Raw genomic sequence first — 26,852 nt, forward strand, 5'->3', positions numbered from 1 at the left:
GGCTTTGCGCGACGTTGCAAAAGCGCCCTCTCCCCAACCCCTCTCCCGCAAGCGGGCGAGGGGCGCATCGTTGTTACTCGCTGTCCTCGTGCCAGGTGCGGCCGTCGCGTTCGATCAGCGCCACCGCCGCGCTCGGCCCCCAGGTGCCGGAGACGTAGGGGCGCGGCGCCTCGTTGGCGGCCGCCCATGCGGCAAGGATGGGATCGGCCCAGCGCCACGCCGCTTCCACTTCGTCGCGGCGCATGAACAGCGTGGGATTGCCGCGCACCACGTCCAGCAGCAGGCGTTCGTAGGCGTCGGGCTGCGCCACGCCGAAGGCCTCGGCGAAGCTCATGTCCAGCGGCACGTAGCGCAGGCGCAGGCCGCCCGGGCCGGGGTCCTTGATGGTGAGCCACAGCTTCACGCCCTCGTCGGGCTGCAGGCGCAGCACCAGGCGGTTCTGCGCCAGCGGGCCGACGCCGGCGCCGAAGATCGAATGCGGCACCGGCTTGAACGCCACCACGATCTCCGACACGCGCTCGGGCATGCGCTTGCCGGTGCGCAGGTAGAACGGCACGCCGGCCCAGCGCCAGTTCTCGATCTCGGCCTTCAGCGCCACGAAGGTCTCGGTCTCCGACTTCGCGCCGTCCAGCTCGTCCTGGTAGCCCGGCACCGACTGGCCCTCGGCCACGCCGGCGCGGTACTGCCCGCGCACGGTGGCGTGGCTGGCGTTGCTCTCGTCGATCGGCTTGAGCGAGCGCAGCACCTTGAGCTTCTCGTCGCGCACCGCGTCGGGCGACAGCGAGGCCGGCGGCTCCATCGCCACCATGCACAGCAGCTGCAACAGGTGGTTCTGCACCATGTCGCGCAGCGCGCCGGCGCGGTCGTAGTAGCCGGCGCGGCGGCCCAGGCCCAGCGTCTCGGCCACGGTGATCTGCACGTGGTCGATGTGGCTGGCGTTCCACAGCGGCTCGAACAGCGCGTTGCCGAAACGCAGCGCCAGCAGGTTCTGCACCGTTTCCTTGCCCAGGTAATGGTCGATGCGGTAGGTCTGCGACTCGGCGAACACCTTGCCCACCGCGTCGTTGATGCGGTTGGCGCTGGCGAGGTCGCGGCCGATCGGCTTCTCCAGCACCACGCGCGAGCGCTCGCCGTTCAGGCCGCACTGGCCGAGCCGGCGGCAAATGTCCTCGAACAGCTCGGGCGAGGTGGACAGGTAGAACACGCGGATGTGCGTCGGCTGCTCGCCGATCAGCGCGGCGAACGCCTCCCAGCCCTCGTCCTTGCGCGCGTCCAGCGGGCGGTAGAACACCTGCTGCAGGAAGGCGTCGAGCTTCGCCTCGTCGCCGCCCTTGCCGGCCATCGACGCGCGCAGCTGGGCGCGGTAGCCGGCGTCGTCGAGCGGCTCGCGGGCCACGCCGATGACGCGGCTGCCGGCCGGGATCTGGCCATCGAGGTAACGATGGAACAGTGCGGGCAGCAGCTTGCGCAGGGCGAGGTCGCCGGTGCCGCCGAAGATCACCAGGTCGAACGGATCGACCGTCTGGAAGGTAGCCGTCACGCAATCACCTCAATACGGGGGAATACGGGCAGGCCGGAGGGGGAACCGGCCCGTTTTCCGACGATAGTACCAGTGGGATACCAGGGCAAGCACTGCCTTGCATACGAATTCATGGACGCCCCGGAAGCCGCACCATAACTCGATTTTCACCGCAACGCACGAAATGGACGTCCAGACCGCTTGCAGCCAATGGTTTGCTATTGGTATCTTCTTGGAATGGAAACCGCCCTGGCCCGCGAATACCGCCGCATCTGCCGCGACCCCTCCAGCCACCAGCCGCTGGCCTACCTGCGCCTGCGCAGCGCGATCCGCAACGTGGTCGAGCAGCGCGCGATCGAGCCGGGCCAGGCGCTGCCCAGCGAACGCGACCTGTCGCAGGCGCTGAAGCTGTCGCGCGTCACCGTGCGCAAGGCGATCGCCGGCCTGGTCGAGGAGGGCCTGCTGACCCAGCGCCACGGCGCTGGCACCTTCATCGCCGAGCGCATCGTCAAGCCGATGTCGCGGCTGTCCAGCTTCACCGAGGACCTGCGCGACCGCGGCCTGCATCCGCGCTCGGAGTTCTTCGAGCGCAGCGTGGGCGAGGTGACGCCGGAAGAAGCGATGGCGATGAACCTGTCGCCCGGCACGCTGGTGGCGCGGCTGCACCGCGTGCGCTACGGCCAGGACGAGCCGCTGGCGATCGAGCGCAGCGTGGTGCCCGCGAGCGTGCTGCCCGACCCCACCGTGGTGCGCGATTCGCTGTACGAGGTACTGGAATCGCTGGGCTGCCGCCCGCGGCGCGCGCTGCAGCGCCTGCGCGCGGTGTCGCTGGGCGTGCAGCACGCGCGCCAGCTGCACGTGGCCACCGGCAGCGCCGGGCTCAACATCGAGCGGCGCAGCTTCCTCGACGACGGCCGCGTGGTCGAGTTCACCTGTTCCTGGTACCGCGGCGACATCTACGACTTCGTCGCCGAATTGCACGCCGACTGACCCCCTTCCAGACGCGAGAAGCCCATGCACGCCAGCGACACCCTGATGTTCCGCGAAGCGCACGAATCCGCCGACGTGGTGGCGCGCCAGTTCGCCGCCAACGAGCGCGTGGTCAGCGAGCTGGCCGCCGCGTTGCGCGCGCAGCCGCCGCGCTTCATCGTCACCTGCGCGCGCGGCAGCTCCGACCACGCCGCCGCCTACGCCAAGTACGTGTTCGAGACCCAGCTCGGCATCGTCACCGCCTCGGCCTCGCCCTCGGTGACCTCGGTGTACGCGGCGCCCCAGCAGTGGGAAGGCGCACTGTTCATCGCCATCTCGCAGTCGGGCAAGAGCCCCGACCTGGTGCGCAACGCGCAGGCCGCCAAGGCCGCCGGTGCGCGCGTGGTGGCGATGGTCAACGTGGAGGATTCGCCGCTGGCGCAGATCGCCGACACGGTGATCCCGTTGCACGCCGGCCCCGAGCGCAGCGTGGCCGCCACCAAGAGCTACCTCGCCGCGCTGGCCGCGATCCTGCACCTGTGCGCGCACTGGCATGGCGACGCCAGGCTGATCGCCGCGCTGCAGGCCCTGCCCGAGGCGCTGCGCAAGGGCTGGGATGCGGACTGGTCGGCGCTGACCGACGGCCTCGTCGATGCGCACAACCTGTTCGTGGTGGGCCGCGGCTTCGGCTTCGCGGTCGCGCTGGAAGCGGCGCTGAAGTTCAAGGAAACCTGTGGCCTGCACGCCGAGGCGTTCAGCGCCGCGGAAGTGAAGCACGGCCCGATGGCGCTGGTCGGCCCGCACTTCCCGGTGCTGTGCTTCGCGCAGGACGACGGCACGCTGGACAGCACCCTGGCGGTGGCGGACGAGTTCCGCAACCGCGGCGCCCAGGTGCTGGTGGCCGCGCCCGGCCTCGCCGGCGAAGGCTTCCTGCCGCTGGCCTCGGGGCTGCCGGCCATCTGCACGCCCTTGCTCACCATCCAGAGCTTCTACCGCGCCACCAGCGCGCTGGCGCTGCGCCGCGGCTTCAACCCGGACGTGCCGCCGCACCTCAACAAGGTCACCGAAACCGTCTGATCTCCCGGTAGGAGCGCACCCTGTGCGCGATTGCTTCTGCTCCGATCAAACATCAGAGCCATCGCGCACAGGGTGCGCTCCTGCACCGTTCGCCTCCATTGGGATGACCTCGCCATGACCACCGCGCTCACCAACGCCCGCGTCCTCACCGCCCATGGCTGGCGCGACGATCTCGCCGTGCTGCTCGACGGCGGGCGCATCGCCGCGCTGCTGCCGCACGACCATGCCGCCGTGCGCGCCGCACCGGCGCAGGATCTCGACGGCGCGCTGCTGGTGCCGGGCTTCATCGACACGCAGGTGAACGGCGGCGGCGGCGCCCTGTTCAACGCCGCGCCCACGGTGGAAACCATCCGCACCATCGGCGCCGCGCACCGCAGGTTCGGCACCACCGGCTTCCTGCCCACCCTGATCAGCGACAGCGTGGACAAGATGCGCGCCGCGCTGTCCGCGGTGGAGCAGGCCTTCGACGAAGGCGTGCCGGGCCTGCTCGGCATCCACCTGGAAGGCCCCTACCTCGCGCCCGAGCGCAAGGGCGTGCACGATCCGAAGTGGTTCCACGTGCCGGGCGAGGAGGAACTCGCGATGCTGTGCGCCCCGCATCGCGGCGTGCGGCTGGTGACGCTGGCCCCCGAGCGCGTGCCACACGGGATGATCGCGCGGCTCGCCGCCGCCGGCGTGCTCGTCAACGCCGGCCATACCGCCGCCGACCACGCCACCGTCCGCGCCGCGCTGACGGCCGGCGTGCGCGGCTTCACCCACCTGTTCAACGCGATGACCCCGCTCGGCAGCCGCGAGCCCGGCGTGGTGGGCGCGGCGCTGGACGATCCCGGCAGCTGGTGCGGCATCATCGTCGACGGCCACCACGTGCATCCGGCCAGCCTGCGCAATGCCGTCGCCGCCAAGCCGCGCGGCAAGACGCTGCTGGTCACCGACGCGATGCCGCCGGTGGGCGCGGACGATCCCAGCTACGTGTTGAACGGCGAAACCATTCTCGTGAAGGACGGCATCTGCCAGACCGCGGACGGCGTGCTGGCCGGCTCCGCGCTGGACATGGCCGGCGCCGTGCGCAACACGGTGGACATGCTCGGCCTGCCGCTGGACGAAGCGGTGCGCATGGCCAGCACCTATCCCGCCGACTTCCTCGGCCTGGGCGCCAGCCACGGCCGCATCGCGGTTGGCTATCGCGCCGACCTGGTCGCGATGGATGGCGACTGCAACATCCGTCGCAGCTGGATCGCCGGCCAATCGTCGTAAGGAGCGCACCCTGTGCGCGATGGCTCCGATGCCCGATCGGAGCAAGGGCATTCGCGCACAGGGTGCGCTCCTGCGACAAGCGCCTCCGGGCGTCCGAACTCCACGACCTGCTAGACTGCGCGGCGTTCAGGTGTCCCGACGGCATTCGCCGCAGGGATGAAACGGGAAGCCGGTGCGTGGTGTTCCACACCGCAAGGCCGGCGCTGCCCCCGCAACGGTAAGCGAGTGCGCGCGGCCATCCGCCACTGTGTCAGACGACATGGGAAGGCGCCGCGCAAGACGACGGAGAAGTCGTCGCCCGCAAGCCCGGAGACCGGCCCGGACATGACTGCTGGCTCGCGGTGGGCGAGGCTGGACAGACGCGTCCGGCCCCGCCGTGCCTGCCTGTTCCCTGACCAACCTTCCGCATCCGGCCCATTGGACACTGAGCCGTGCGCGGGTGCGCGGACTAGGAACGAGACGTGAAAAAGACCTTGCTGGCCGCAGCCCTGCTGTGCTGCTTCACCACCGCTTACGCCGCCGACCAGGACGACGCCAGTTCGTTGAACCCGGTGGTGGTCACCGCCACGCGCACCGCGATCACCGCCGACGATGCGCTGTCCTCGGTCACCGTGATCACCCGCGCCGACATCGAGCGCCTGCAGCCGGTGTCGGTGCTGGACCTGCTCACCGGCCTGCCCGGCGTGAACGTCACCCAGAGCGGCGGCCTCGGCCAGACCAGCTCGCTGTTCATGCGCGGCACCAACTCCACGCACACGCTGGTGCTGATCGACGGCGTGCGCATCGGCTCGGTCACCGCCGGCTTCGCCTCGCTGGAGCAGATCCCGGTGGAGCAGATCGAGCGCATCGAGATCGTGCGCGGCCCGCGCTCCAGCCTGTACGGCGCCGACGCCGTCGGCGGCGTGATCCAGATCTTCACGCGCCACGGCCAGGCCAATGGCGGTGTCGCGCCGTCGCTGAGCGTGACGACGGGCAGCCACGGCCTGCTCGGCAGCGAGGCGGGACTGTCCGGCGGCGACGCGCACGCCTGGTACAACCTCAGCCTGGGCGGCGAATACACCAGCGGCTTTCCCGGCTGCAGGATGGGCGCGGCCGAGGCGATGGCCGGCTGCTTCGTGGACGATACGCGCGACGACGCCTACCGCAACTGGAACGGCGCGGCCAACGCCGGCTACCGCTGGGACGACGGCACCGAGCTGGCCTTCACCTGGCTGCGCAGCAAGAACGACGTCGAGTACGCCGGCAGCCCGTACGGCGGCGACGACGCCGTCAACGAACAGCGCGTGGCCGGCGTGCGCCTGAGCTTCTCGCCGCTGGAGGCGTGGAAGGTCACCCTGAACGCGGGCCAGAGCAAGGATCTCGCCACCACCTATTACCAGGGCACGTACTACGGCGAGTACTACCCGCTGGCGCAGACCGGCTACTTCAACTCGCGGCGCAACCAGTTCTCGTGGCAGAACGACATCGCGCTCGCCCCGAACCAGTTGCTGACCGTGGGCGTGGACTACCAGCAGGAACACCTGGACAGCAGCACCGGCTATCTGGCGGACAACCGCGACGACACCGGCACCTACGCGCAGTACCTGGGCACGTTCGGCCAGAACGAGGTGCAGCTGTCCGTGCGCCACGACCACAACCAGCAATACGGCGACCACGACACCGGCGCGGCGTCCTGGGGCTACCACTTCGACCACGGCCTGCGCGTGTACGCCAGCTACGGCACGGCCTTCCACGCACCGACCTTCAACGACCTGTACTACCCGCCGTACTACGGCATCCCCTCGGCCAACCCCGGGCTGAAGCCGGAGAAGTCGCGCAGCGCCGAAGTGGGCGTGGCCCAGCAGTCGGGCGCATGGAACTGGGGCGTGAGCGCCTACCAGACCCGGATCGACGACCTGATCCTGCTCGACCCCAGCCAGAACTACGTGCCGTTCAACGTCAGCAAGGCGCGCATCCGCGGCCTGGAAGGCCAGGCCGGCGTGAACCTCGACGGCTGGCAGGTGCAGGGCTACCTCACCTTGCAGCAGCCGAAGGACGTCGGCAACGCCACCGCGGACGCCAACAGCGGCAACCTCCTGCCGCGCCGCCCGGAGCGCATGGCGCGCGTCGACATCGACCGCCGCTTCGGCGACTTCGGCATCGGCACCACCTGGTATGCCGCGGGCCGCAGCTACGACGATGCTGCCAACACCAACCGCCTCGCCGGCTACAGCACGCTGGCGCTGCGCGCGAGCTGGCACTTCACGCCGGACTGGCAGGTCGAGGCCAAGCTGGCCAACGCCTTCGACCGCGATTACGAGACCGTGTACTACTTCAACCAGCCGGGCCGCACCTGGTACCTGACCTTGCGCTACAGCCCGGCGGTGCGCTGACGAGAAAGTCTGGCCGGCTGGCTTCTTGCCCGTCATTCCGGCGCAGGCCGGAATGCAGTGACTTTATGGCTTGAACATAGCGTAATCGCTGCTGGATCCCGGCCTGCGCCGGGATGACGGGCAACCCTAGAAACATCAAAGCTCCGCTTCGCTCGCATCCCACTGGTTGCGGCCACGGCCCTTGGCGCGGTAGAGGTTGCGATCCGCGCGTTCCATCAGGGTCTCGGCCTGCATGTCGGTGGCACGGCGGGCCGATACGCCGATGCTGACGGTCACGCGGCCGGCTATGCCGGTGGTGTAGGGCAGGTTGGCAGTGTGGACGCGCTCGAGGATCCGGCGGGCCACGATTTCCGCACCGGCAAGCGGCGTGCCCGGGAGCAGGATCACGAACTCCTCGCCGCCGTAGCGGCCGCAGAAGTCCGCGGGGCGGTGCAGCGTGCCGGCGATCAGGCGCGCCACGGCACGCAGGCAGTGGTCGCCAGCCTGGTGCCCGTAGAGGTCGTTGTAGTCCTTGAACTTGTCGATGTCGATCATCAGCAGGCTCATGCCGTCCGGCGCGCGCGCCGAGGCCGCCCACTCGCGCACGAAGGCATGGTCGAACGCGCGGCGGTTGGGCAGGTCGGTGACGGCGTCGGTGTAGGACAGCCGCTCCAGCGCCTGCGTCATGGCCTGCAGCCGGTCCTGCGTCTGCACGTAGCGGTATTGCACGAGCACCGTGCGCAGGATGTAGGCCAGCATCGCCAGCCCCACGATCAGCAGCACCAGGCCGGTGCGCCGGTCGTCGATGCTCAGGCCCACCGCGAAGATCGCCAACAGGAACAGGATGGGGCTCACGCCCAGCGCCACACGCTGCAGCAGCCCGCTGCCGCTGGCGGGTTCCGCCGCCGGGGCGTTGCGCCAGCGGTGCAGCATCAGCGCCAGCGCGATGAACGGCAGCGGCGGCAGGACGTCGCCGAGCACGCTCATGAAGTTCACGCCCACGCTTTCCATGTCGGCATGGTTGTGCACGCCGATGCACACGAGGTAGCTCACCAGGTACACGCTGGTGATGCGGAAGAAGCGCCGCGTGGCAGGCGAGCTCGCGGTCAGCCAGCGCGCCACGTGCGCCAGCGCCAGGAAGGCGTTCACGGCATCGAGCGCATGCCGCACATACCACAGGCTGGTCGGGCTGAGGCTGCCGTGCGCGTCCAGCACGTCCACGATGCTCACCCAGTACAGCAGGCCCAGCTGCACCAGCAGCGAGGCATCCAGCACCTTCTGCCAGCGGGACGAATACGGATCGCCGAACGCCACCGCGACGTACAGCAGCGGCACGCCGTAGCCGACGAACAGCAGGTACGTGTAGTTCGTCATGTCCACCAGCGAGTGCAGCAGGTCGATCTGCACCAGCAGCGTCGCTGCCCCCAGCGTCCACAGGCCGAGGCTGATGGCCAGGGCCAGGATCAGCACGCGCGGGTAGCTGGAGCGGGACACCAGCCGCGCGCACCAGACCGTCGTGGCGAGCGCGATGACGAACTGCAGGTGGTACGACCAGTGGTCCACCTGCAGCGGCGCGATCAGCAGGCCGCAAGCCAGCAGCGCCGGCAGCAGGGCCAGCGCCAGGGCATAACGCAATCCGGCTTGCCGGCTCGATGTGGTCATGGTGGTCGAAGCGACGCTTCCCCCGGAGACGTTTGCGGAACGTATCGGCGCGGTCCGGGCATGGCAAGAGCCGCCGGCAGGCGGGGACACCCGGCCAGTGCGGGCTGGCTGCGCTCAGCGCTTCGCCGGCGTCCCGCGCAAGGGCGCCGTGGAACCGCGCACCACCAGTTCCGGGCTGAAGCCCTCGTTGCCTTCCTCCAGCGGCTCGCCGTTGGCCTCGCGCTGCAGGTTGCCGATCAGCCGCTGCGCGGCATGCCGGGCGATTTCCTCGGTGGCCTGGCGCGCGGTGGTGAGCGCGGGCCACGACTGCTTGGAGAACGGGCTGTCCTCGAAGCCGGCGATGGAAAGCTCCCACGGCACGCTGATGCCGCCGGAGTGCGCGGCGGCCAGCACGCCGGCAGCGATCTCGTCGTTGGAGCCGAAGATCGCGGTGGGGCGGTCCTTCAGCGCCAGCAGCTTGCGCGCGCCGCGGAAGCCGTCGTCGAAGGAGTAGTCGCCGGGCAGGATCAGCTTGCGGTCCAGCGCGATGCCGTAGTCCTTCAGCGCGTCCTCGTAGCCCTGGTAACGCTCGGGGCTGGAACGGTGGTCGCGGCCGCCCCACAGGAAACCGATGCGCGTATGGCCGAGCTGGATCAGGTGCTCGGTGATCGCGTAGGCCGCGTCGCGGTCGTCCACGTACACGCAGGGATAGCCGTCCTGCGGGTCCTTGCGCGCGGAGATGATGCGCATGAACGGGATCTTCGCCGCGGTCAGCCGGCGGATCAGCTCCGGCTTCTCCGACATCGGCGGCGCCAGCACCATGCCGGCCAGGCGCGCCTGCGCCGCCAGCGACACCAGTTCGTCGGCCAGCCGCGGCGAGGTGGAATCGCAGGGATGGATCTGCAGGCCGTAGCCGTTGGCGCGGCAGGCCGCCAGCACGCCGCTCTGCATGCTGATGACGTAGTGCGCGTTGGGGTTGTCGTAGACCAGGCCCACCGCGTAGGCGCGCGTGCTGCGCAGGCTGCGTGCGGAAGGATCGGGGCGGTAGTCCAGCGCCTCGATCGCCTTCTGCACCTTCTCGCGCGTGCGCGCATGCACCGAAGGCTCGTTGTTGATGACGCGCGAGACGGTCTTGAGCGAAACGCCCGCCTGTTCGGCTACATCCTTGATGGTGGCGTTGCGCAACCGCGGATCCTCAGTGCAATGGAACGGCGCAAGGCGCGGCCGCGAAGCCGCGCCGACGGGCGACAAAGTCTAGCGGACAACGGCCCGGCCGCACGCGTCGCTCAGCCCGCCTGCTGGCCCACGCGATGGCCGCGCAAGCCGTAGTACAGGATGTACAGGTAGCAGGGCACGATCACGACCACGAAGGCCAGCTGGAAGTCGATGACCTGCTTCAGGTGCACGAAGGCCTGCGGCAGCAGCGCACCGCCCACGATACCCATGATGAGCAGCGCCGAGCCCAGTTCCGTGTGGCTGCCCAGGCCCTTGATCGCCAGCGGGAAGATCGCCGGCCACATCATCGCGTTGGCGAAACCCAGCGCGGCGACGAAGGCCACCGAGGCATAGCCGTGGGTGACGTAGGCGCCCAGCGCGAACAGCACGCCCAGCACCGCCGATACGGCGAGGTAGCGCTGCTGCGAGACCACGCGCGGGATCAGCGCCGAACCCACCAGGTAACCCGCCAGCATCGCCACCATGGTGTAGGTGGTGAAGTGCGAAGTCACCTGCAACGGCAGGCCGAAACCCTGGCCGTAGGTGTTGATCGCGTCGCCCGCCATCACCTCCACGCCCACGTAGAGGAACAGGCACAGCACGCCCAGCCACAGGTGCGGGAAGCTGAAGATGCCGCCCTTGGCGTGGCCCACCGAGCTTTCGCTGTTGGCGCCGGCCGGCTTGATTTCCGGCAGCGTGGAAAAAACGATCACCACCGCGATCACCACCAGCAGGCCCGCCACCGCCATGTAGGGCCAGAACACGCGCGCGGCAAAATCATTGAGCAGGGCCTCGCGTTCCGGCCCGGTGGGCATCGCGGTGACCTTTTCGAGGAAGGCGTCGATGCCCTTCATCACCAGCACGCCGAAGGCCAGCGGCGCTATCGCGCCGGCGATCTTGTTGCAGATGCCCATGATGCCGATGCGCTGCGCCGCGCTCTCGATCGGGCCGAGGATGCTGATGTAGGGATTGGACGCCGTCTGCAGCAGCGACAGGCCCGCGCCGATCACGAACAGGCCGGACAGCGCGCCGGGATACACGCGGATGCGCACGAACGCGCCGAACAGCGCCGCGCCGACGGCCATCACGAACAGGCCGAGCACCATGCCGCGCTTCATGCCGGTGCGCTTGAGCACCGCGCCCGCGGGCAGCGCGAGCACGAAGTAGGAGAGGTAGAACGCGAACGGCACCAGGAACGCGTTGATGTCGTCGAGGGTGAAAGCCACCTTCACGAAGGAGATCAGCGGCCCGTTGAGCCACGTGAAGAAACCCATGATGAAGAACAGCACGCCGATGATGATCATCGGCCCGATGTAGGAATGTCCGGACGGCGCGGCCGCCTGCGTGCTTGCCATGAAGTCTCTCCCCGAGGAATGGCGTGGACGGCCGTGAGCATAACGGCACGTGCGACGCCCGAATGCCCTTTATTGGCTGCAAAGTACAACGTTGTCAACTGCGGGCGTGCCGAGACGGGTATGGAAAGTACCGTTGTCCGGCGGGCTTGCACTTTTGCTTGTCGTCCCGGCGAAGGCCGGGACCCGGTGCCTTGGCTCTCGAGCACCAAAAACCGCTGGATGGCTCGCTTTTGTCCGGCCTGCGCCGGAATGACGAGCGAACGGTCCACGAGACAACCGGAGACTGGCAACGCCAAAACCCGAATTGCCAAACAATTTGAATCGATCCAAGAATTTAGACCATGCCAACGGTCATGTTGCGCGGCCCTGCACGCCGTGATGAAAATTCCGGGACATTCACTTGACAACGTTGTCATGACGATTCCAGACTCCGCCGCACTTGCCTTCCGACGGCCTCGCGCACAGCGCGTGTCGCGCCGGTTGGCCGCAGCGGACAAAAGGGGAATCCACGTGGGAGAGTTCGCCAGCCAGCGCCATGTCGCCCAGCCGATGCCGCGGTCGTCGGCGCCGGACGGCGTGCATGACCGCGGCGAGCCGTTCCTCGCCGCCGACGTCGGCGGCACCCACGCGCGCATCGGCCTGGTGATCGGCACGCCCGCCGAGCGGCATCCGGTGAGCGTGCTGCATTACCACCGCTACCACTGCGCCGACTGGGCCGACCTGGGCAGCGTGCTGCGCGACTTCATCGGGCAACTGCCGGCCGCCGGCCATGCCGAACTGGCCGCGCGCGTGCGCCGCTGCGTGGTGGCCAGCGCCGGCGTGGTGCTGGACGACCGCATCGTCAACGAGAACCTGCCCTGGCCGGTGTCCATCGGCGCGCTGCGCGAGATGCTCAAGCTGGCGCAGCTGGAGGTCATCAACGACTTCGAAGCGGTGACCTGGGCCGCGCAGTTCCTGGACACGGACGAGACGCTGCCGGTGATCGACACCGCCAGGCCCGCGGCGCGCGGCCCGGTGCTGGTGATGGGACCGGGCACGGGGCTGGGTTCGGCCGTGCTGCTGCCGCGCGTCGTCGGCCACGCGCAGGTGCTGCCCACCGAGGCGGGCCAGATCGCGCTGGCGCCGGGCAACGAGCGCGAGATCGAGATCCTGCGCGTGCTGGCGCGCGGCCGTGCCTACGTCTCCTGCGAGGACGCGCTCTCCGGCCCCGGCCTGCTCAACCTCTACCACGCGCTGTGCGAACTGCGCGCTTGCCCGGTGTCGCTGATGACGCCGGCGGAGGTCACCGGCGCGGCGCTGGCCGGCCACGACGCCGCCGCGCTGGAAACGCTGCAGGTGTTCTGCGGCCTGCTCGGCAGCTTCACCGGCGACCTGGCGATGCTGTACGGCGCCAGCGGCGGCGTGTTCCTCGCCGGCGGCATCCTGCCGCAGATCCACGGCTTCCTGCGCGCCAGCAGCTTCGCCGAGCGCTACTTCAACAAGGGCGTGATGCGCGCCTGGCTGCAGAAAGTTCCTGTTCGACTGATTGAGCACGGCCAGCTAGGTGTCATCGGCGCCGCCGGCTGGTTTCTGGAGGAGCGGCAGGGAGAACGAGCCATGCCACCGCTCTAGCGACACGGCGCCGAACACCGCACCACGCAAGCCAACACACCACGGTTACACCAACCGATCCAACCTCTGAGGGGAGGCCCCATGAACCATCGCAAGACACTGCTTGCCGCGAGCATCGTCGCCGGCCTGTGCCTGTCCGTCGGCGCGTACGCGCAGGACAACAGCCAGAACACCAGCAGCTCCACCACGTCCAACACCGGCAAGCCCGACAAGGACAAGGTGAAGCAGCTCTCCACCGTCACCGTCACCGGCATCCGCAACAGCGAAGCCCTGTCGATCGACACCAAGCAGGCCGCCGACTCGCACATCGAAGTGGTTTCCGCCACCGACATCGGCAAGCTGCCGGCGAAGAACGTGGCCGACACCATCGCCCAGCTGCCGGGCGTGAACATCTCCGACGCGGCGGGCGCCGAAGGCGGCTTCGACGAAGCCGACCGCGCCAGCCTGCGCGGCAGCGCGCCTTCGCTCACCCTGACCACGGTGGACGGCCACAACATCGGCTCGGGCGACTGGTTCATCACCGGCGGTGGCGGCACGCGCAGCGTCAGCTACGCCATGCTGCCGTCGGAAATCGTCAGCCAGGTGGTGGTGCACAAGACCTCCGAGGCCAGCCTGCTCGAGGGCGGCGCGGCCGGCACCATCGACATCATCACGCGCAAGCCGCTGGAGTTCGCCAAGCCGTTCTCCGCCGAAGCCAGCGTGGGCGGCGTGTATTCCAGCCTGCCCGGCAGCACCAAGCCGCAGTTCAACGGCCTGGTCAACTGGAAGAACGACGACAGCAGCTTCGGCGTGCTGGCCCAGGTCTTCTACGAGGACCGCGAGCTGCAGCGCGACGGCCAGGAAATGCTGGGCTACTCATACATCCCCACCGGTACGGCGGCCGCCACGCAGCTTGGCCTGCCCAACCATGCCGACGGCAGCACGGGCGTGTTCTATCCCAACCTGCCGGGTTCCGCGCTGTTCACCCAGGAGCGCAAGCGCAAGGGCGCCTCGATCGACCTCGAGTGGAAGCCGCTGGACAACCTGACCCTCAACCTCGATGGCTTCTATTCCCACCTGAATGCCACCGACTACAACCGCAACTACATGCTGCGCCTGCGCGACCGCGTGCCGACCAGCACGCTGTCCAACTACACCCTCGACGGCAACGTCCTCAGCAGCGCCACGCTGGCGGGTGCGTCTGGCCTGTCGCAGGGCATCTACGACATGATCTCGCGTCCGGGCGAGAGCGAGTCCAGCCAGTACGTCACCCTCGACGCCAACTGGCAGGCCACGCAGAACCTGAACTTCAAGTTCCAGCTCGGCACCACCAAGGGCACGGGCAACACCCCGGTGCAGGACATCATGGAGATGGACACCGGCTATGGCGCCTCCTCCAGCTATTCGATGAATGGCCTGAGCTCGCCGATGGGCGTGTCGCTGGGCGGCAACAACGGCGTCTACAACCCCGCCACCGTAGGCCTGGACTGGATCTTCGGCGACCAGGGCATCCACGTGGTGGACAAGGAAAACTGGTTCACGGCCGACGGCGAATACGACTTCGACGATGCCGGCTCGCTGTCCTCGCTGCAGTTCGGCATCCGCGATTCACGCCACACTCATGACAGCCTGTTCGCGATCAGCCAGGGCCCCAACTGGGCTTCGGCGATCAACTTCAGCCCGAACTCCACCCTGTGGCCGGCCAGCACCGAGAGCTACACCAATCCCTTGGCCAGCGGCCTCGGCAGCGTCTGGTACTGGACGCCCTCCCAGCTGGCCCAGCTGGATGCCACCTACGCCAATCGCGCCAGCAGCGGCCCGGCTTCGCGCTTCTATCCGAACGACATCTACCAGATGACGGAGACGAACAAGGCGGCGTACCTGCAGGTCAACTTCGCCGGCAGCAACTGGAGCGGCAACGCGGGCGTGCGCCTGGTGGGCACGAACGAGAACATCGGCTATACCGCCGGTTCGATCCAGCAGACCGATTACAGCGGCCCATACTGCAACTCGCCTTGGTATCCGTGCGATGCCACCACCGGCGGCGGCGGCTGGTACTGGAACTTCTACAAGGCCCACTACACCAAGGCCCTGCCCAGCTTCAACCTGAAGGTCAACCTCAACAGCGACGGCAGCCTGCTCGCACGCTTCGCCGCTTCGCAGACGCTGACCCGCCAGGATTACGGCCAGTTGGCCGGCTTCCTGACCCTGAGCGATCCGGAGAAGGAAGGTTCCTTAGGTGCAGGCCTGGGTCCGAACCCGACACTGAAGCCGCTGGTGTCCACCAACTTCGACGCCTCGCTGGAGTGGTACTTCGCGCCGCGCGGCCTGTTGTCGGCCAGCGTGTACGCGATGGACCTCAACAACTACTACGACTACGGCACGGTCACCCGCACTTACCTCAACAGCTACCTGACCTTCAACAAGACGAACAACCCTACCGGCGCACCGATCTACAGCCAGTACCTGATCAGCCAGCCGGTGAACGTCAACGGCACTCTGAAGGGCGTGGAACTGAACTGGGTGCAGCCGATCGGCGAGCACTTCGGCACACAGGTCAGCTACACCTATGCGAACGGCCACTCGTCGGGCGGCACCTACCTGTACAACGCCGACGGCACCTTCGCGAACAACGTGGCAGCCGGCAACCGTCCGCTGTACGGCACCTCGAAGAACACCGTCAACCTGTCGGCCTTCTACGAAGACAAGCAGTGGAATGCGCGCATCAACTACACGTACCGCTCCTCGTTCTACGACGGCATGATGCCGGTGCAGGCGGGCACCCTGGCCAACTCGGTCACGGGCCAGTCGAACACCATGCCGCTGCTGCCGTACTACCAGGCCGGCACGGGCTACCTGTCGTTCTCGCTGGGCTACACGCTCAACGACAACGTGAGCTTCTCGTTCGACGCGATGAACCTCAACAACCCGAAGCTGCGCTACTACGACTACGGCTACCAGGCCGGCCTGGGCTTCGGCAAGGTGCCCGAGGCGTTCTACCAGAACGGTCGCCAGTACTACCTGACGGCGAACTTCAAGTTCTGATCCACCGCTTTACCGCGACAACCCGCGGGCCACGGACGGCCCGCACTCTCCCCGAACGGGCCCGGCTTCATTTTGCGGGCCCGTCTTTTTGCGGCCACCATCCGTGGCGGCCATCGCGGGCGCCATGTCGAAAATCGCCCCCGGCGATTTTGTCCGGCCCGATCGCGCGATGGCATGCTGAGCCACCCCACAGGAGCTGCCGATGAATCGTCGAACCTTGCTGCCGCGCGCCTGCCTGCTGTCCGCGCTCGCCACGCTGCCCCTGCATGCGGCGCTTGCCGACGATGCGGCAACGCCCGCCCTGATTCCGCTGCCGGCGCAACTCTCGTTGCAGCACGGCGGCTTCACCGTGGATGCCGGCACGCCGGTCGTGCCCGCCAGCCACGACGCCGCGACCAGGCAGACCGCGGACTACCTGATCGACCTCGTGGCGCGCACGCGCGGCCTGCGCCTGCACATCGCCGGCGACGACAAGGCCGCGCACGCGATCCTGCTGCAGCGCGACCCGCAGGCGCCGGTGGCGCAGGCCGAAGGCTATGCGCTCGAGGTCACGCCGCAAGGCATCCGCGTCACCGCACGCGACGATGCCGGCCTGTTCCATGGCGCGGTCACGCTCGCCCAGCTGCTGGCGCCCGACGCGAAGCAGGGCGCGGTGGAGGTGCCCGCGCTGGCCATCCGCGACTGGCCGCGCTTCGCCTGGCGCGGCCTGATGCTGGACTCCGGCCGCCACTTCCAGAGCGTGGCCGAGGTCGAGAAGCTGATCGACCAGATGGCCCAGCTCAAGCTCGACGTGCTGCATTGGCACCTCACCGACGACCAGGGCTGGCGCATCGAGATCAAGCGCTATCCCGAGCTCACCCGCATCGGCGCGTGGCGCACGCCGCCCGATGCCGGCCAGGACGGCGAGCCGCAACGCTACGGCGGTTTCTACACGCAGGACCAGATCCGCGCCGTGGTGGCCTACGCCGCCGCGCGCCACGTCACCATCGTCCCCGAGATCGACATGCCCGGCCACGCGCAGGCCGCGGTGGCGTCGTATCCGCGGATCGGCGTGACCGGCCAGCGCCCGCAGGTCTCGGTCGACTGGGGCGTGAACCCGTGGCTGTACAACGTCGACGACGACACCTTCACCTTCATCGACAACGTGCTCGACGAGGTGATGGCGCTGTTCCCCTCGCAGTACATCCATGTGGGTGGCGACGAGGCGGTCAAGAACCAGTGGAAGGCCTCGCCGGCGGTGCAGGCAAAGATGCGCCAACTGGGCATCACCAACGAGGACGCGCTGCAGGGCTGGTTCATCGGCCGCATCGGCCAGTACCTCGGCAAACATGGTCGCAAGCTGATCGGCTGGGACGAGATCCTCGAAGGCGACAACGTGCCCACCGACGCCGCGGTGATGTCGTGGCGCGGCATCGACGGCGCGATCAAGGCCTCGCTGCTCGGCCACGACGTGGTGATGTCGCCCTCGCCGGACCTGTATTTCGATCATGTGCAGGGCGACCTCGCCGACGAATTCGCCGGCCGCATGGGCGTGGAATCGCTGAAGGACGTCTACGCCTTCCAGGCCGTGCCCGACGTGCTGGGCCCGGCCCAGGCGAAACACGTGCTGGGCGTGCAGGCCAACGTGTGGACCGAGCACCTGCCGACCATGGAACTGGTCGAACACACCACCTTCCCGCGGCTGGACGCCTTGGCCGAAGTGGCGTGGTCGCCGGCAGCCAGCAACGACTGGCAGCGCTTCCTCGACCGCATTCCGGCGGAACTCGCGCGCCAGCGCGCGCAGCACGTCGCCGTCGCCGACAGCGCCTTCGCCGTGGACGTCGCCACCGATCGCAACGTGGCGCTGGCCACCGGCAAGGCCACGGTGACGCTCTCCAACCAGGCCGGTTTCGGCGCCATCCACTACACGCTGGATGGCAGCGAACCCTCGACGGCTTCGCCGCGCTACACCGCGCCGTTCAACGTGACGCTGCCGGCCACCGTGCGCGCCGCCAGCTTCGCCGCCGACGGCAGCGAACTCGCCACGGCGCGCGAACGCCGGCTGGATCGCGCCGCCCTGCTCAGCCTGCCCGGCACCGAGCTGGACAACTGCGCCGGCAGCGATTTCCGCCTGCGCCTGCAGCCCACGCCCGACGCCACCAGCACGCAGCCGGTGTACGCGGTGAACATCTTCGACAACTGCCAGCAGTTCCCCGCCACGCTGATGGACGGCGTCACCGCGATCCACGTCGATGCCGTGCGCCTGGTGCGCAACTACGCGCTGGCCGGCGACGCCAAGCTGGTGGTGTCGCGCCCGCACGCCACGCCGTTCGGCGAACTGGTGGTGCATGCCGACGGTTGCGCCGGCACGGTGCTCGCCAGCCTGCCGCTGCCCGACCCCGCGCACAGCCCGCGCCAGTTCAGGCTGGATGCGAAGCTGCCCGCGCAAGGCGGCGTGCACGGCCTGTGCCTGGCCTATGCCACGCCCACCGACGGCCCGCTGTACGCGGTGGGTCGCGTGTCATTGGAGGCCGGGCCCAGGCCATGAACCGGGGCGCATCCGATGCGCTGGAGCCATGGCCCAGGCAGGGCAGGGCCAAGGCAACGCAAGGTCCCGAAATCCCGCCTGACACCTCGTGCACGCCCGCTGCCATCACGGATATTTCATTGGCGCTCTTCTCCCCTCTCCCTCCGGGAGCGGGCTTGGGGTGAGGGTCCGGTATCGCCGCATCGCCGCGCTCCGCCCGAACCCTCACCCGCCTTCGGCACCCGAAGGGAGAGGGGTTCACTGGGCGATGACGCAAAGCCTCCGAACAGGCAGGGACCCGGCCGATTGAAAACCGCAAGCAGGCTCTGAAACACTACGGAGCCGGCGCACACGGGGTGCGCCCCCCGGCGGCAGACCGCATGAACAAACGCCTCGCCTCCCTCGATGCCCTGCGCGGCATCACCATGGCCTGCATGCTGCTGGTCAATGATCCCGGCACCTGGTACCACGTGTACCCGCAGCTGAGCCATTCCGCATGGAACGGCTGCACGCTCACCGACCTGGTGTTCCCGTTCTTCCTGTTCATCGTGGGCGTGTCGATCGCGCTGGCGATCCTGCCCCGGCTGGAACAAGGCGCCGCACCCGCCGGGCTGCGCAATGCGGCGCTGTGGCGCGCACTGCGCATCGTCGCGCTGGGGCTGCTGCTCAATGCCGCTTCGGCATGGTGGCCGCCGGGCCATGATCTGCGCTACCCCGGCGTATTGCAGCGCATCGGCGTCTGCTTCGCGGTGGCCTCGATCCTGGCCATCCAGACGTCCAGGCGCACCTGGCTCGTCGCCATCGTGGCGCTGCTCGCCGGCTACACCGCGCTGCTGCTGGCCGGCGGCACGCTGGCGAAGTGGGACAGCATCGTCGACCACGTGGACAGCGCCGTGTTCGGCCGCCACGTGTGGGAGACCAATGCGGCCACCGGCCAGCGGCACGATCCCGAGGGCCTGCTCAGCACCCTGCCGGCCATCGTCAACAGCCTGTTCGGCCTGTGCGCGGGCGTGTGGCTGCGCCAGCGCAGGTTCAAGCCCTTGTTCATTGCCGGCGTGGCCGCGGTGCTGCTGGGCTGGCTGTGGTCGTCGTGGATACCGTTCAACAAGAACCTGTGGACGCCCTCCTTCGTGCTGTGGACGTCCGGCTGGGCGACGCTGGCCTTGCTGGCCTGCTACTGGCTGGTCGACGTGCGGGGATGGCCGCCGCTGGGGCGCCGCTTCGGCATGAACGCGATCGCCGCCTACGCCGGCTCGGAACTCATGCAGGTGGTGCTGCCGCCGACGGGCTGGCAGGACGCCATCTACACCCGCGGCTTCGCCAGCTGGATCGCGCCCTGGGGCGGCGAAGAGCTCGCCTCGCTGGGCTACGCGATCGCCTTCGTCGCGTTCTGGTGGATCATCGTGTGGTGGATGGACAGGCGGCGCATCTACCTCAAGCTGTGAAGCGCCTGCCGCGCGGCCTGAGCCTCGGCCGCCGACAGTTCGGCCAGCGCGACGAACCTGCCCGCGACCTGCGCGGCCACGGGCGCGCCATCGCGGTAGAGCACGCGCGAACCCGGCACCGCCGGCACCTTGTCGCCGACCAGCACGCCACCCACCAGGTTCAGCGGGTCGCAACCGCCCACCGCGACCAGTTCGCCATCGTCCGCGCGCTGGCGGATCGCACGCAACGGCGCGATCGCCTCGGGCAACGCGAACTGCTCGCCCACCAGCCCTTCCACGAAGCGCCCGCCGCGGATCTCGCCACGCGCCTCCAGTCGGCGATACACGCGCAGCAGTTCGCGCCACGGCGGCAACCACGGCGCCTCGCGCTCCAGCATCTGCCAGAACACCACGCCGTAGCGGGCCAGCAAGGCGCGGGCGACGTGCTCCGCTTTTATCGAATCAACGCCGCGCGAAGCGCCGCCGTCGCCCCCTCTCCCCTGCGGGGAGAGGGTCGGGGAGAGGGAGCGATCCCGCGCCGACGCTTCATCGGATTCTTCCGCACGCTCCCTGGCAGGGAGCGGGGCGGAACGCACCAGCGACCACCGTCCCGCATCCTCGATCCCGCCGAGCGCATGCCGCCGCACGCGCCGGTGCCGCGGCGCCTCGCGTTTCGCCGCGGGGAGCAACAGGACGCGCAGGCCGGCGAAGCTGTCCGCGCTGACGCGGCCGGCGGCCACCAGTTCGCCCAGCGCGTCCTCCAGTTCGGTGCGCAGCAGGTGGACGATGGATTGCAGCTCGTCGAAGAACAGCGCGCCATGCTCGCGCAGCGCATCGGCCACGGCCTGCGCCCGCGAGGACAGCAGGCCTTCCTGCGGTGACGACTCCTGCGCAATGGATGTCCATGCAGCCATCTGCCGGCGCGGCAGCAGCACGATGGGGGTAGCGCGCACCGGGCCACCGCCGCCACCGGCACGCAGGCGGCTCCAGCCGATGCGGCCGGCGCGGCACTGTTCATCCAGCCAGTTCGCCGAGTAGTCGGCAATGCGCGCAGGCAGGATCTCCGCCTCCCATGCGCCCGCCGCCGCCTCGTAACCTTCCAGTTGCGCCAGCACCGCCGGCAAGGCATCAGGGCCGCGCAGCCGTGTGGCGGGGCTGGCGTGCTGCCAGTCGAGCAGGAAGCGCATCAACTGGCGCCGGCTCACCGGCTCGATCTCGCGCCGCAGCCGGCCCAGCGTGTAGCGGTGGATGCGCGCCAGCAGGTGGCGTTCGCACCATTGCGTGGCGTCGACGGCAGGGTCGAAGCGGCCCTGAATCACGTAACCCTCGGTCTGCAGGCGCAGCAGCGCGGCTTCCGCATCGGCCACCGTCACGCCCAATGGCGCGGCCAGTGCCTCGACGGTTGCCGGCCCGACGCCAAGCAGGCGACCACGCACCAGTTCGCGCAGGGCATCTTCGCGTTCCCAGTTTTGCGTGGCGTATTCGGTGGGCGCGGCGATGGCCGGGTGCATCGAGGCCGCCGGATGCACGGCTTGCCACTGAGGCAGCTTTTCGGCACTGACCCACACGCTCTGGAATGGAAGGCCAAGCTGTGTGGCACGATGGCCTTTCGCCAGCGCATGCAGTTTGTCACCCCAGCCATCGTTCGCCGCGGCCTCGTTCGTGGTGATACCGCCCAGAGCGTCCAGCGCCTCGTGCATCTCGTCGACGCTGCGCACTTCCGGCCACGCCTCGGCGCGCACGGCGGCGATGGCCGCGGGATCGAGCCGGCCTAGGTCGCCGGCGCCGACGCCCGCATCCTGCCGCACGGCACGGGTACGGCGCTCTTCCAGCGGCGCGTCGTCGAGGAAGGCGTAGGGCGCGGCGTTGAGTACCGCGCCGGCGAGCGGACTGGGCGCGGCGAGGTCGCGCGCGACGAGGCGGATCGTGCCGTCCGCCAGTTGCCGCAACAGGCGCAGCAGGCCGTCCACGTCCATCGCCTCGCGCAGGCAGTCGTGCAGGGTCTGCGCCACCAGCGGGTGGTCGGGAATCTGCCGTTCGCCGACGATGTTCTCCAGGCAGGCCACCTGGTCGGGGAATACCGCGGCGAGCAGGTCCTCGCTCTTCATGCGCTGCAGTTGCGGCGGCACCTTCCTGCCACCGGCGAAGCGCGGCAGCGCCAGCGCGGTCACCGCGTTCCAGCGCCAGCGCGCGGGGAACAGCGGTGCGTCGAGCAGGGCCTGCACCAGCACATGCTCGGCGCTGTCCGGGTGCAGGTAGCGCGCCACTTCCTCCAGCGGAAAGCTGTGGCTGGTGGACAGCGACAGCACGATGGCGTCCTCGGTCGCCGCGGCCTGCAGCTCGAAGTTGAACTGGCGGCAGAAGCGCTTGCGCAGCGCCAGGCCCCAGGCGCGGTTGACGCGGCTGCCGAACGGCGCGTGGATGACGAGCTGGGTGCCGCCGGATTCGTCGAAGAAGCGCTCGAACACCAGGGTCGATTGCGTGGGCAACACGCCCAGCGCGGCCTTGGCGCCGGTGAGGTAATCGACGAGTTGCTGCGCGGCGGCTTCGCCCAAGCCCAACTCGCCGCGAAGCCACGCCAGCGCGTTACTCCCCTCTCCCGCTTGCGGGAGAGGAGTCGGGGGAGAGGGTTCGGCTACGACGGAATCTTCGGCAAGAACCTCGCCCTCTCCCCTGCCCCTCTCCTCGCTCCTCAAAGCCGGCGCCATCCATGGCGCCTCCCCGCGTGCCCGCAAGCGGGAGAGAGGTTCAAGCCGGGCATCGATCTCCTCGCGCAGCCGCGACACCGCAAACGACAACTCATCCGTGCGCCCTGGCGCCTCGCCCAGCCAGAACGGGATGCTGGGAGGGACGCCATGCGCATCCTCCACGCGCAGGCGGTCGCGTTCCACGCGCAGGATGCGATAGCTGGTGTTGCCGAGCTGAAAGATGTCGCCGGCGAGGCTTTCCACCGCGAAATCCTCGTGCACCGAGCCGATCACGGTGCCTTGCGGTTCCAGCACCACGAGGTAGTCGGCGGTGTCGGGAATCGCGCCGCCGGAAGTGAGCGCGACCAGGCGCGCGCCACGTCGCGCACGCACCTGGCGGTGCACGGCATCGCGATGCAGGTAGGCGGCGCGGGCGCCGCGCCGGGTGGTGAAGCCGTCGGCCAGCATGCGCAGCACCGCGTCGAAATCCGCGCGCGGCAGCGCGCGGTAGGGATGCGCACCACGCACCAGCGCGTACAGCGCATCCTCGTCCCACTCGCGGCAGGCCACCTCGGCGACGAGTTGCTGCGCCAACACGTCCAGCGGTTGCGGTGGCTGCACCAGCGCGTCGAGCTCATTGCGGCGCACGGCGTCGAGCAGGGCGGCGCACTCCACCAGGTCGTCGCGCGTGGTGGGGAACAGGCGCGCCTTGGGCGTGCCGCCGACGTGGTGGCCGGAGCGGCCCGCGCGCTGCAGGAAGGCGGCGATGGAGCGCGGCGAGCCGAGCTGGCAGACCAGGTCCACGTCGCCGATGTCGATGCCGAGTTCCAGCGAGGCGGTGGCCACCAGCACCGACAACTCGCCGCGCTTCAGGCGCTGCTCGGCGTCGAGGCGCTGCTCCCTGGCGAGGCTGCCGTGGTGCGCGGCCACGGCTTCCTTGCCCAGTCGCTCGGAGAGGTGCCGCGCCGCGCGCTCGGCCAGCCGCCGCGTGTTGACGAACACTAGGGTGGTGCGATGCGCCTGCACCAGCTGCGCGATGCGGTTGTAGACCAGCTCCCACGCATCGTTGGACATCACCGCTTCCAGCGGCAGCGGCGGCAGTTCCAGCGCGAGGTCGCGTTCCCGCACGTGGCCCGTGTCGATGATCGCGACGCCGCTGATTGAGCCCCACTCCCGGGAGAGGAGCTGGGGAGTGGGTCCGGTGCCTGCGTGACGCCCCGCTTCGACCGAACCCTCATCCGCCCTTCGGGCACCTTCATTCGACACATCCATGTGCCTCACTCCGTGGGCGGCATCCGCCGTGCAAATCGGCAATCCTGCCGGTTTGTCTCCCAAAGGGAGAGGGGACGGCACGACACCGACCAGGAACCGCGCCACCTCCTCGATCGGCTTTTGCGTTGCCGACAAACCAATACGCTGCAGCCGCCGTCCGCACAGAGATTCCAGCCGTTCCAGCGTCAACGCCAGGTGCGCGCCGCGCTTGCTGCCGGCGACGGCGTGGATTTCGTCCACGATCACGCTGCGTGTGCTTTTCAGCATCTCCCGCCCGGAGGCCGAGCCGAGCAGGATGTACAGCGACTCCGGCGTGGTGACCAGGACGTGCGGCGGCGTCTTGCGCATCCACGCGCGCGCGGCCTGCGGCGTGTCGCCGGTGCGCACGGCGGTGCGGATGGCCACGTCGGGCAGCCCGCGTTTTCCCAGCTCGGCGCGGATGCCTGCCAGCGGCTCTTCCAGGTTGAGGTGGATGTCGTTGGACAGCGCCTTCAGCGGCGACACGTAGACCACCCGCGTCTCGTCCGGCAGCGCGCCGCCGTTCGCCACGCCCTCGCGCACCAGCGCATCGAGCGCGGCGAGGAAGGCGGTGAGCGTCTTGCCCGAGCCGGTGGGCGCGGCCACCAGCACGTGGCCGCCGGAGCGGATCGCCGGCCACGCCTGCGCCTGCGCCGCGGTGGGCGCGTCGAAACGGCCCACGAACCAGGCGGCGACGGCGGGGTGGAATCCATTCAACGGGGCGGCATCCGCATGCATGCAGGCTGGGTGCGACGGCGGCAGGGACTCCCGATTCTACGCGCCCCGATCCGCCCGCAAATCGCCATGCACGCCGGTGCGCCGGCGTGCCAAGATGCGCATCGCCGCCGCCCGCGAGGATGCCGAGGGGAGTCCGCGGGCCGCGCGCTCATGCGAAGGACACGTATGCGTACCTGGTGCAAATGGACGGTCCGCCGTCTCGGCCGGATCGGCGTGCTCATGCTGGTATCGGGACTCGGCATAACCACGGTGCAGGCGGCGAGCCTCGATGCCGCCCTGCTGCCGAAGATCCAGGCGGCCACCTTCGAGGTGGTGCAGGCCAAGCCGACCGGCGATCCGCTGACTTACGAGAAGCCGCTGCCGCTGGACCTGCTGCCCTACCAGGAGCGTACCGACAAGTACTACTCCATCGGCACCGCGTTCGCGATCGGCCATGGCCGCTACGTCACCGCGGGCCACGTGCTGATGGCCGGGATGGGCAGCCTGTGGGGACCGCCCGAGCTGCGCGACGGCGCCGGCCATGTCTATCCGATCGCCAAGGTCGAGAAGTTCTCGCTGCGCCAGGACTTCGTGGTGTTCACGCTGGCGCAGCAACCGCCCGGCGACGCCGCGCTGGAGATCGACCGCACGCCTGCGCTCAACCAGGTGGTCTACGCCGTGGGCAACGCGCTGGGCACCGGCGTGGTGATCCGCGACGGGCTATACACCTCCGACACGCCGGAGGAACAGGACGGCGCGTGGAAGTGGATGCGCTTCTCCGCCGCGGCCTCGCCCGGCAACAGCGGCGGCCCGCTGCTGGACAAGGACGGCAAGCTGATCGGCGTGGTGCTGATGAAGTCGGCCAACGAGAACCTCAACTACGCGCTGCCGATCCGCGACGTGCTGGATGCGCCGGATGGCAAGGCCGTGCTCGACGCGCGCACCGGCTACCGGATCGACCTGTTCGACACGGTGCAGAACGACGAATTCAAGGCGCAGTTCGCGTTGCCCGAAAGCCTTGGCGATTTCTACCGCGACTACCAGACGCGCTTCGACGCGAACGAGGACGGGCAGCAGAAGGCGCTACTGGACCGCGAATCCGCCAACCTGTTCCCGAACGGCGCCGGCTCGGCGCGCCTGCTGCACGAGCAGACGACATTCAACGGCTTCCCCTCGCTGATCGTGCGCGGCAGCGACGGCCAGTGGGGCCGCACGGATTCCGAGTCGCGCTACTTCGAACTGGACGGCAAGGGCTATGTGCGCGTCGGTGCAGCCGGGCACAACGGCCTGGTCCGCATACGCCGTCCCGATGGACTCGACGCGGCGAAGTTCTACGGCGATGCGAAAACGCGCATGGACCTGCTGGCGCGTGCCGGCCTGTTCCAGCGCACGGTGGGCAGCGAGAAGATCAAGATCACCTCGCTGGGCAAGCCGACGCTCGAAGCAACCCATGTCGACCGCTGGCAGCGCCCGTGGCGCATCGCCGTCTGGCCGTTGCCCTACGCCAACACCCTCGTGGCGACCTATACGTTGCCGACGCCGGACGGCTGCGTGATGCTGGTGCGCTTCGTGCCGCCGGCGGGCTTGCACGACACGCGGCTGGACTTCGACGAACTCAGCAGTTTCGTGTACCTCACCTACGAGGGCACGCTGGCACAGTGGAAGGATTTCCTCGGCAACCCGGCACTGCAACCGGCCGCGTTCCGCAACATCCGCATCGACTACGGCTATGACCAGCGCTTCAGCTACGCCTCGCAGCGGGTGGCGTTCTCCTACCCGTCCTCGCTGCAATTGATCGGGCCGGACAACCTGCTGTGGCTGGGCTTCCGCTTCTTCACCGACGGCAAGGCGCCGACGTGGGACGTGGGCGACGTGGAGGTCTGGAAGGACACCGCTTCCGATGACCACGACCGCGTCAACGTCCAGCGCTTCATCGCGCCGCCGGACGGGTTGGACGACGACATGAGCAGCCGCTGGAAGAAATTGTCGGAACGCCTGTATCCCTACAACGCGGTGGCGAGCTCCGAGAACGACCTGATGAAGATCGTCACCGTGATTGCGCCGACGGCTGTCGGCAAGCAGCCGCCCACGGTGCTGTACAGCGCTCTTTACGGCACGGCGGGCACGCAACCCCAGGACTTCATGAAGGGCAAACTCGACCTGCTCACGAAGGACCTGCAAGTGACGGAGCATTGAGCGCGATGGCAGGCGC

The 26,852-nt window shown here is 69.0% G+C and carries 14 protein-coding genes and 1 riboswitch; of the genes, 9 read left to right on the forward strand and 5 right to left on the reverse strand.

What is annotated here, in order from left to right; all coding sequences use genetic code 11:
* Positions 1-73: 73 nt before the first annotated feature.
* Entirely contained in the window at positions 74-1,540 is a 1,467-nt protein-coding gene (zwf, locus tag IHE47_RS16895) for a glucose-6-phosphate dehydrogenase (protein WP_192108017.1), read from the reverse strand.
* A gap of 216 nt (positions 1,541-1,756) precedes the next feature.
* Here zwf and IHE47_RS16900 point away from each other — a divergent pair, with 216 nt between their 5' ends.
* The 4 genes from IHE47_RS16900 to btuB all read left to right on the forward strand — a co-directional run bounded on the left by IHE47_RS16900 (position 1,757) and on the right by btuB (position 7,191).
* Entirely contained in the window at positions 1,757-2,509 is a 753-nt protein-coding gene (locus IHE47_RS16900; protein ID WP_192108019.1) for a GntR family transcriptional regulator, read from the forward strand.
* A gap of 24 nt (positions 2,510-2,533) precedes the next feature.
* On the forward strand, positions 2,534-3,565 hold the full coding sequence (locus IHE47_RS16905; protein ID WP_192108021.1) for an SIS domain-containing protein: 1,032 nt from the start codon (positions 2,534-2,536) through the stop codon (positions 3,563-3,565).
* 114 nt (positions 3,566-3,679) lie between these two features.
* A complete protein-coding gene (gene nagA / locus IHE47_RS16910; RefSeq protein WP_192108023.1) occupies positions 3,680-4,819 on the forward strand; it encodes an N-acetylglucosamine-6-phosphate deacetylase in 1,140 nt (379 codons plus the stop codon).
* 111 nt (positions 4,820-4,930) lie between these two features.
* A riboswitch (cobalamin riboswitch) is annotated at positions 4,931-5,156 on the forward strand.
* 124 nt (positions 5,157-5,280) lie between these two features.
* Complete coding sequence (gene btuB, locus IHE47_RS16915; RefSeq protein WP_192108025.1) at positions 5,281-7,191, forward strand: TonB-dependent vitamin B12 receptor; 1,911 nt, start codon at positions 5,281-5,283, stop codon at positions 7,189-7,191.
* A 135-nt stretch (positions 7,192-7,326) separates the two neighbouring features.
* On the opposite strand, the gene IHE47_RS16920 is transcribed toward btuB, so the two are convergent.
* The 3 genes from IHE47_RS16920 to IHE47_RS16930 form a co-directional block, all read right to left on the reverse strand.
* Positions 7,327-8,832 carry a GGDEF domain-containing protein gene (locus IHE47_RS16920; protein ID WP_192108027.1) on the reverse strand — a complete coding sequence of 502 codons (1,506 nt, stop codon included), beginning with the start codon at positions 8,830-8,832 and terminating at the stop codon, positions 7,327-7,329.
* Between the two features lie 114 nt (positions 8,833-8,946).
* A complete protein-coding gene (locus tag IHE47_RS16925) occupies positions 8,947-9,996 on the reverse strand; it encodes a LacI family DNA-binding transcriptional regulator (protein ID WP_192108029.1) in 1,050 nt (349 codons plus the stop codon).
* Positions 9,997-10,097: 101 nt separating this feature from the next.
* Positions 10,098-11,381, reverse strand: a complete 1,284-nt coding sequence (locus tag IHE47_RS16930; RefSeq protein ID WP_192108031.1) for a sugar MFS transporter — start codon at positions 11,379-11,381, stop codon at positions 10,098-10,100.
* 510 nt (positions 11,382-11,891) lie between these two features.
* On the opposite strand from IHE47_RS16930, the gene glk reads away from it, so the two are divergent.
* From glk to IHE47_RS16950, 4 genes are all read left to right on the forward strand, one after another.
* Positions 11,892-12,992, forward strand: a complete 1,101-nt coding sequence (gene glk / locus IHE47_RS16935) for a glucokinase (protein WP_343227502.1) — start codon at positions 11,892-11,894, stop codon at positions 12,990-12,992.
* Between the two features lie 81 nt (positions 12,993-13,073).
* Complete coding sequence (locus IHE47_RS16940; protein WP_192108033.1) at positions 13,074-16,016, forward strand: TonB-dependent receptor; 2,943 nt, start codon at positions 13,074-13,076, stop codon at positions 16,014-16,016.
* Positions 16,017-16,218: 202 nt separating this feature from the next.
* Positions 16,219-18,543 (forward strand): family 20 glycosylhydrolase, encoded by a 2,325-nt coding sequence (locus tag IHE47_RS16945; RefSeq protein WP_192108035.1) that lies wholly within the window; start codon positions 16,219-16,221, stop codon positions 18,541-18,543.
* 359 nt (positions 18,544-18,902) lie between these two features.
* The gene (locus IHE47_RS16950) at positions 18,903-19,967 is read left to right on the forward strand and encodes a heparan-alpha-glucosaminide N-acetyltransferase domain-containing protein (RefSeq protein ID WP_192108037.1); all 1,065 of its coding nucleotides are present in this window, start codon (positions 18,903-18,905) and stop codon (positions 19,965-19,967) included.
* On the opposite strand, the gene IHE47_RS16955 is transcribed toward IHE47_RS16950, so the two are convergent.
* On the reverse strand, positions 19,952-24,661 hold the full coding sequence (locus IHE47_RS16955) for a DEAD/DEAH box helicase (protein ID WP_192108039.1): 4,710 nt from the start codon (positions 24,659-24,661) through the stop codon (positions 19,952-19,954). The genes IHE47_RS16950 and IHE47_RS16955 overlap by 16 nt on opposite strands.
* A 219-nt stretch (positions 24,662-24,880) precedes the next feature.
* On the opposite strand from IHE47_RS16955, the gene IHE47_RS16960 reads away from it, so the two are divergent.
* A complete protein-coding gene (locus IHE47_RS16960; RefSeq protein ID WP_225562037.1) occupies positions 24,881-26,836 on the forward strand; it encodes a serine protease in 1,956 nt (651 codons plus the stop codon).
* Positions 26,837-26,852 lie beyond the last annotated feature (16 nt).

This window comes from Rhodanobacter sp. DHB23 (assembly GCF_014842975.1).
In the GTDB taxonomy this organism is placed as follows: domain Bacteria; phylum Pseudomonadota; class Gammaproteobacteria; order Xanthomonadales; family Rhodanobacteraceae; genus Rhodanobacter_A.

What these genes read in the sequence shown, in the direction of transcription:
- IHE47_RS16940 (WP_192108033.1), top strand. Translation starts at nt 13,074, where the DNA reads ATGAACCATCGCAAGACACTGCTTGCCGCGAGCATCGTCGCCGGCCTG.
- IHE47_RS16905 (WP_192108021.1), top strand. Translation starts at nt 2,534, where the DNA reads ATGCACGCCAGCGACACCCTGATGTTCCGCGAAGCGCACGAATCCGCC.
- IHE47_RS16945 (WP_192108035.1), top strand. Translation starts at nt 16,219, where the DNA reads ATGAATCGTCGAACCTTGCTGCCGCGCGCCTGCCTGCTGTCCGCGCTC.
- nagA (WP_192108023.1), top strand. Translation starts at nt 3,680, where the DNA reads ATGACCACCGCGCTCACCAACGCCCGCGTCCTCACCGCCCATGGCTGG.
- IHE47_RS16920 (WP_192108027.1), bottom strand. Translation starts at nt 8,832, where the DNA reads ATGACCACATCGAGCCGGCAAGCCGGATTGCGTTATGCCCTGGCGCTG.
- IHE47_RS16950 (WP_192108037.1), top strand. Translation starts at nt 18,903, where the DNA reads ATGAACAAACGCCTCGCCTCCCTCGATGCCCTGCGCGGCATCACCATG.
- IHE47_RS16960 (WP_225562037.1), top strand. Translation starts at nt 24,881, where the DNA reads ATGCTGGTATCGGGACTCGGCATAACCACGGTGCAGGCGGCGAGCCTC.
- IHE47_RS16955 (WP_192108039.1), bottom strand. Translation starts at nt 24,661, where the DNA reads ATGCATGCGGATGCCGCCCCGTTGAATGGATTCCACCCCGCCGTCGCC.
- IHE47_RS16930 (WP_192108031.1), bottom strand. Translation starts at nt 11,381, where the DNA reads ATGGCAAGCACGCAGGCGGCCGCGCCGTCCGGACATTCCTACATCGGG.
- IHE47_RS16900 (WP_192108019.1), top strand. Translation starts at nt 1,757, where the DNA reads ATGGAAACCGCCCTGGCCCGCGAATACCGCCGCATCTGCCGCGACCCC.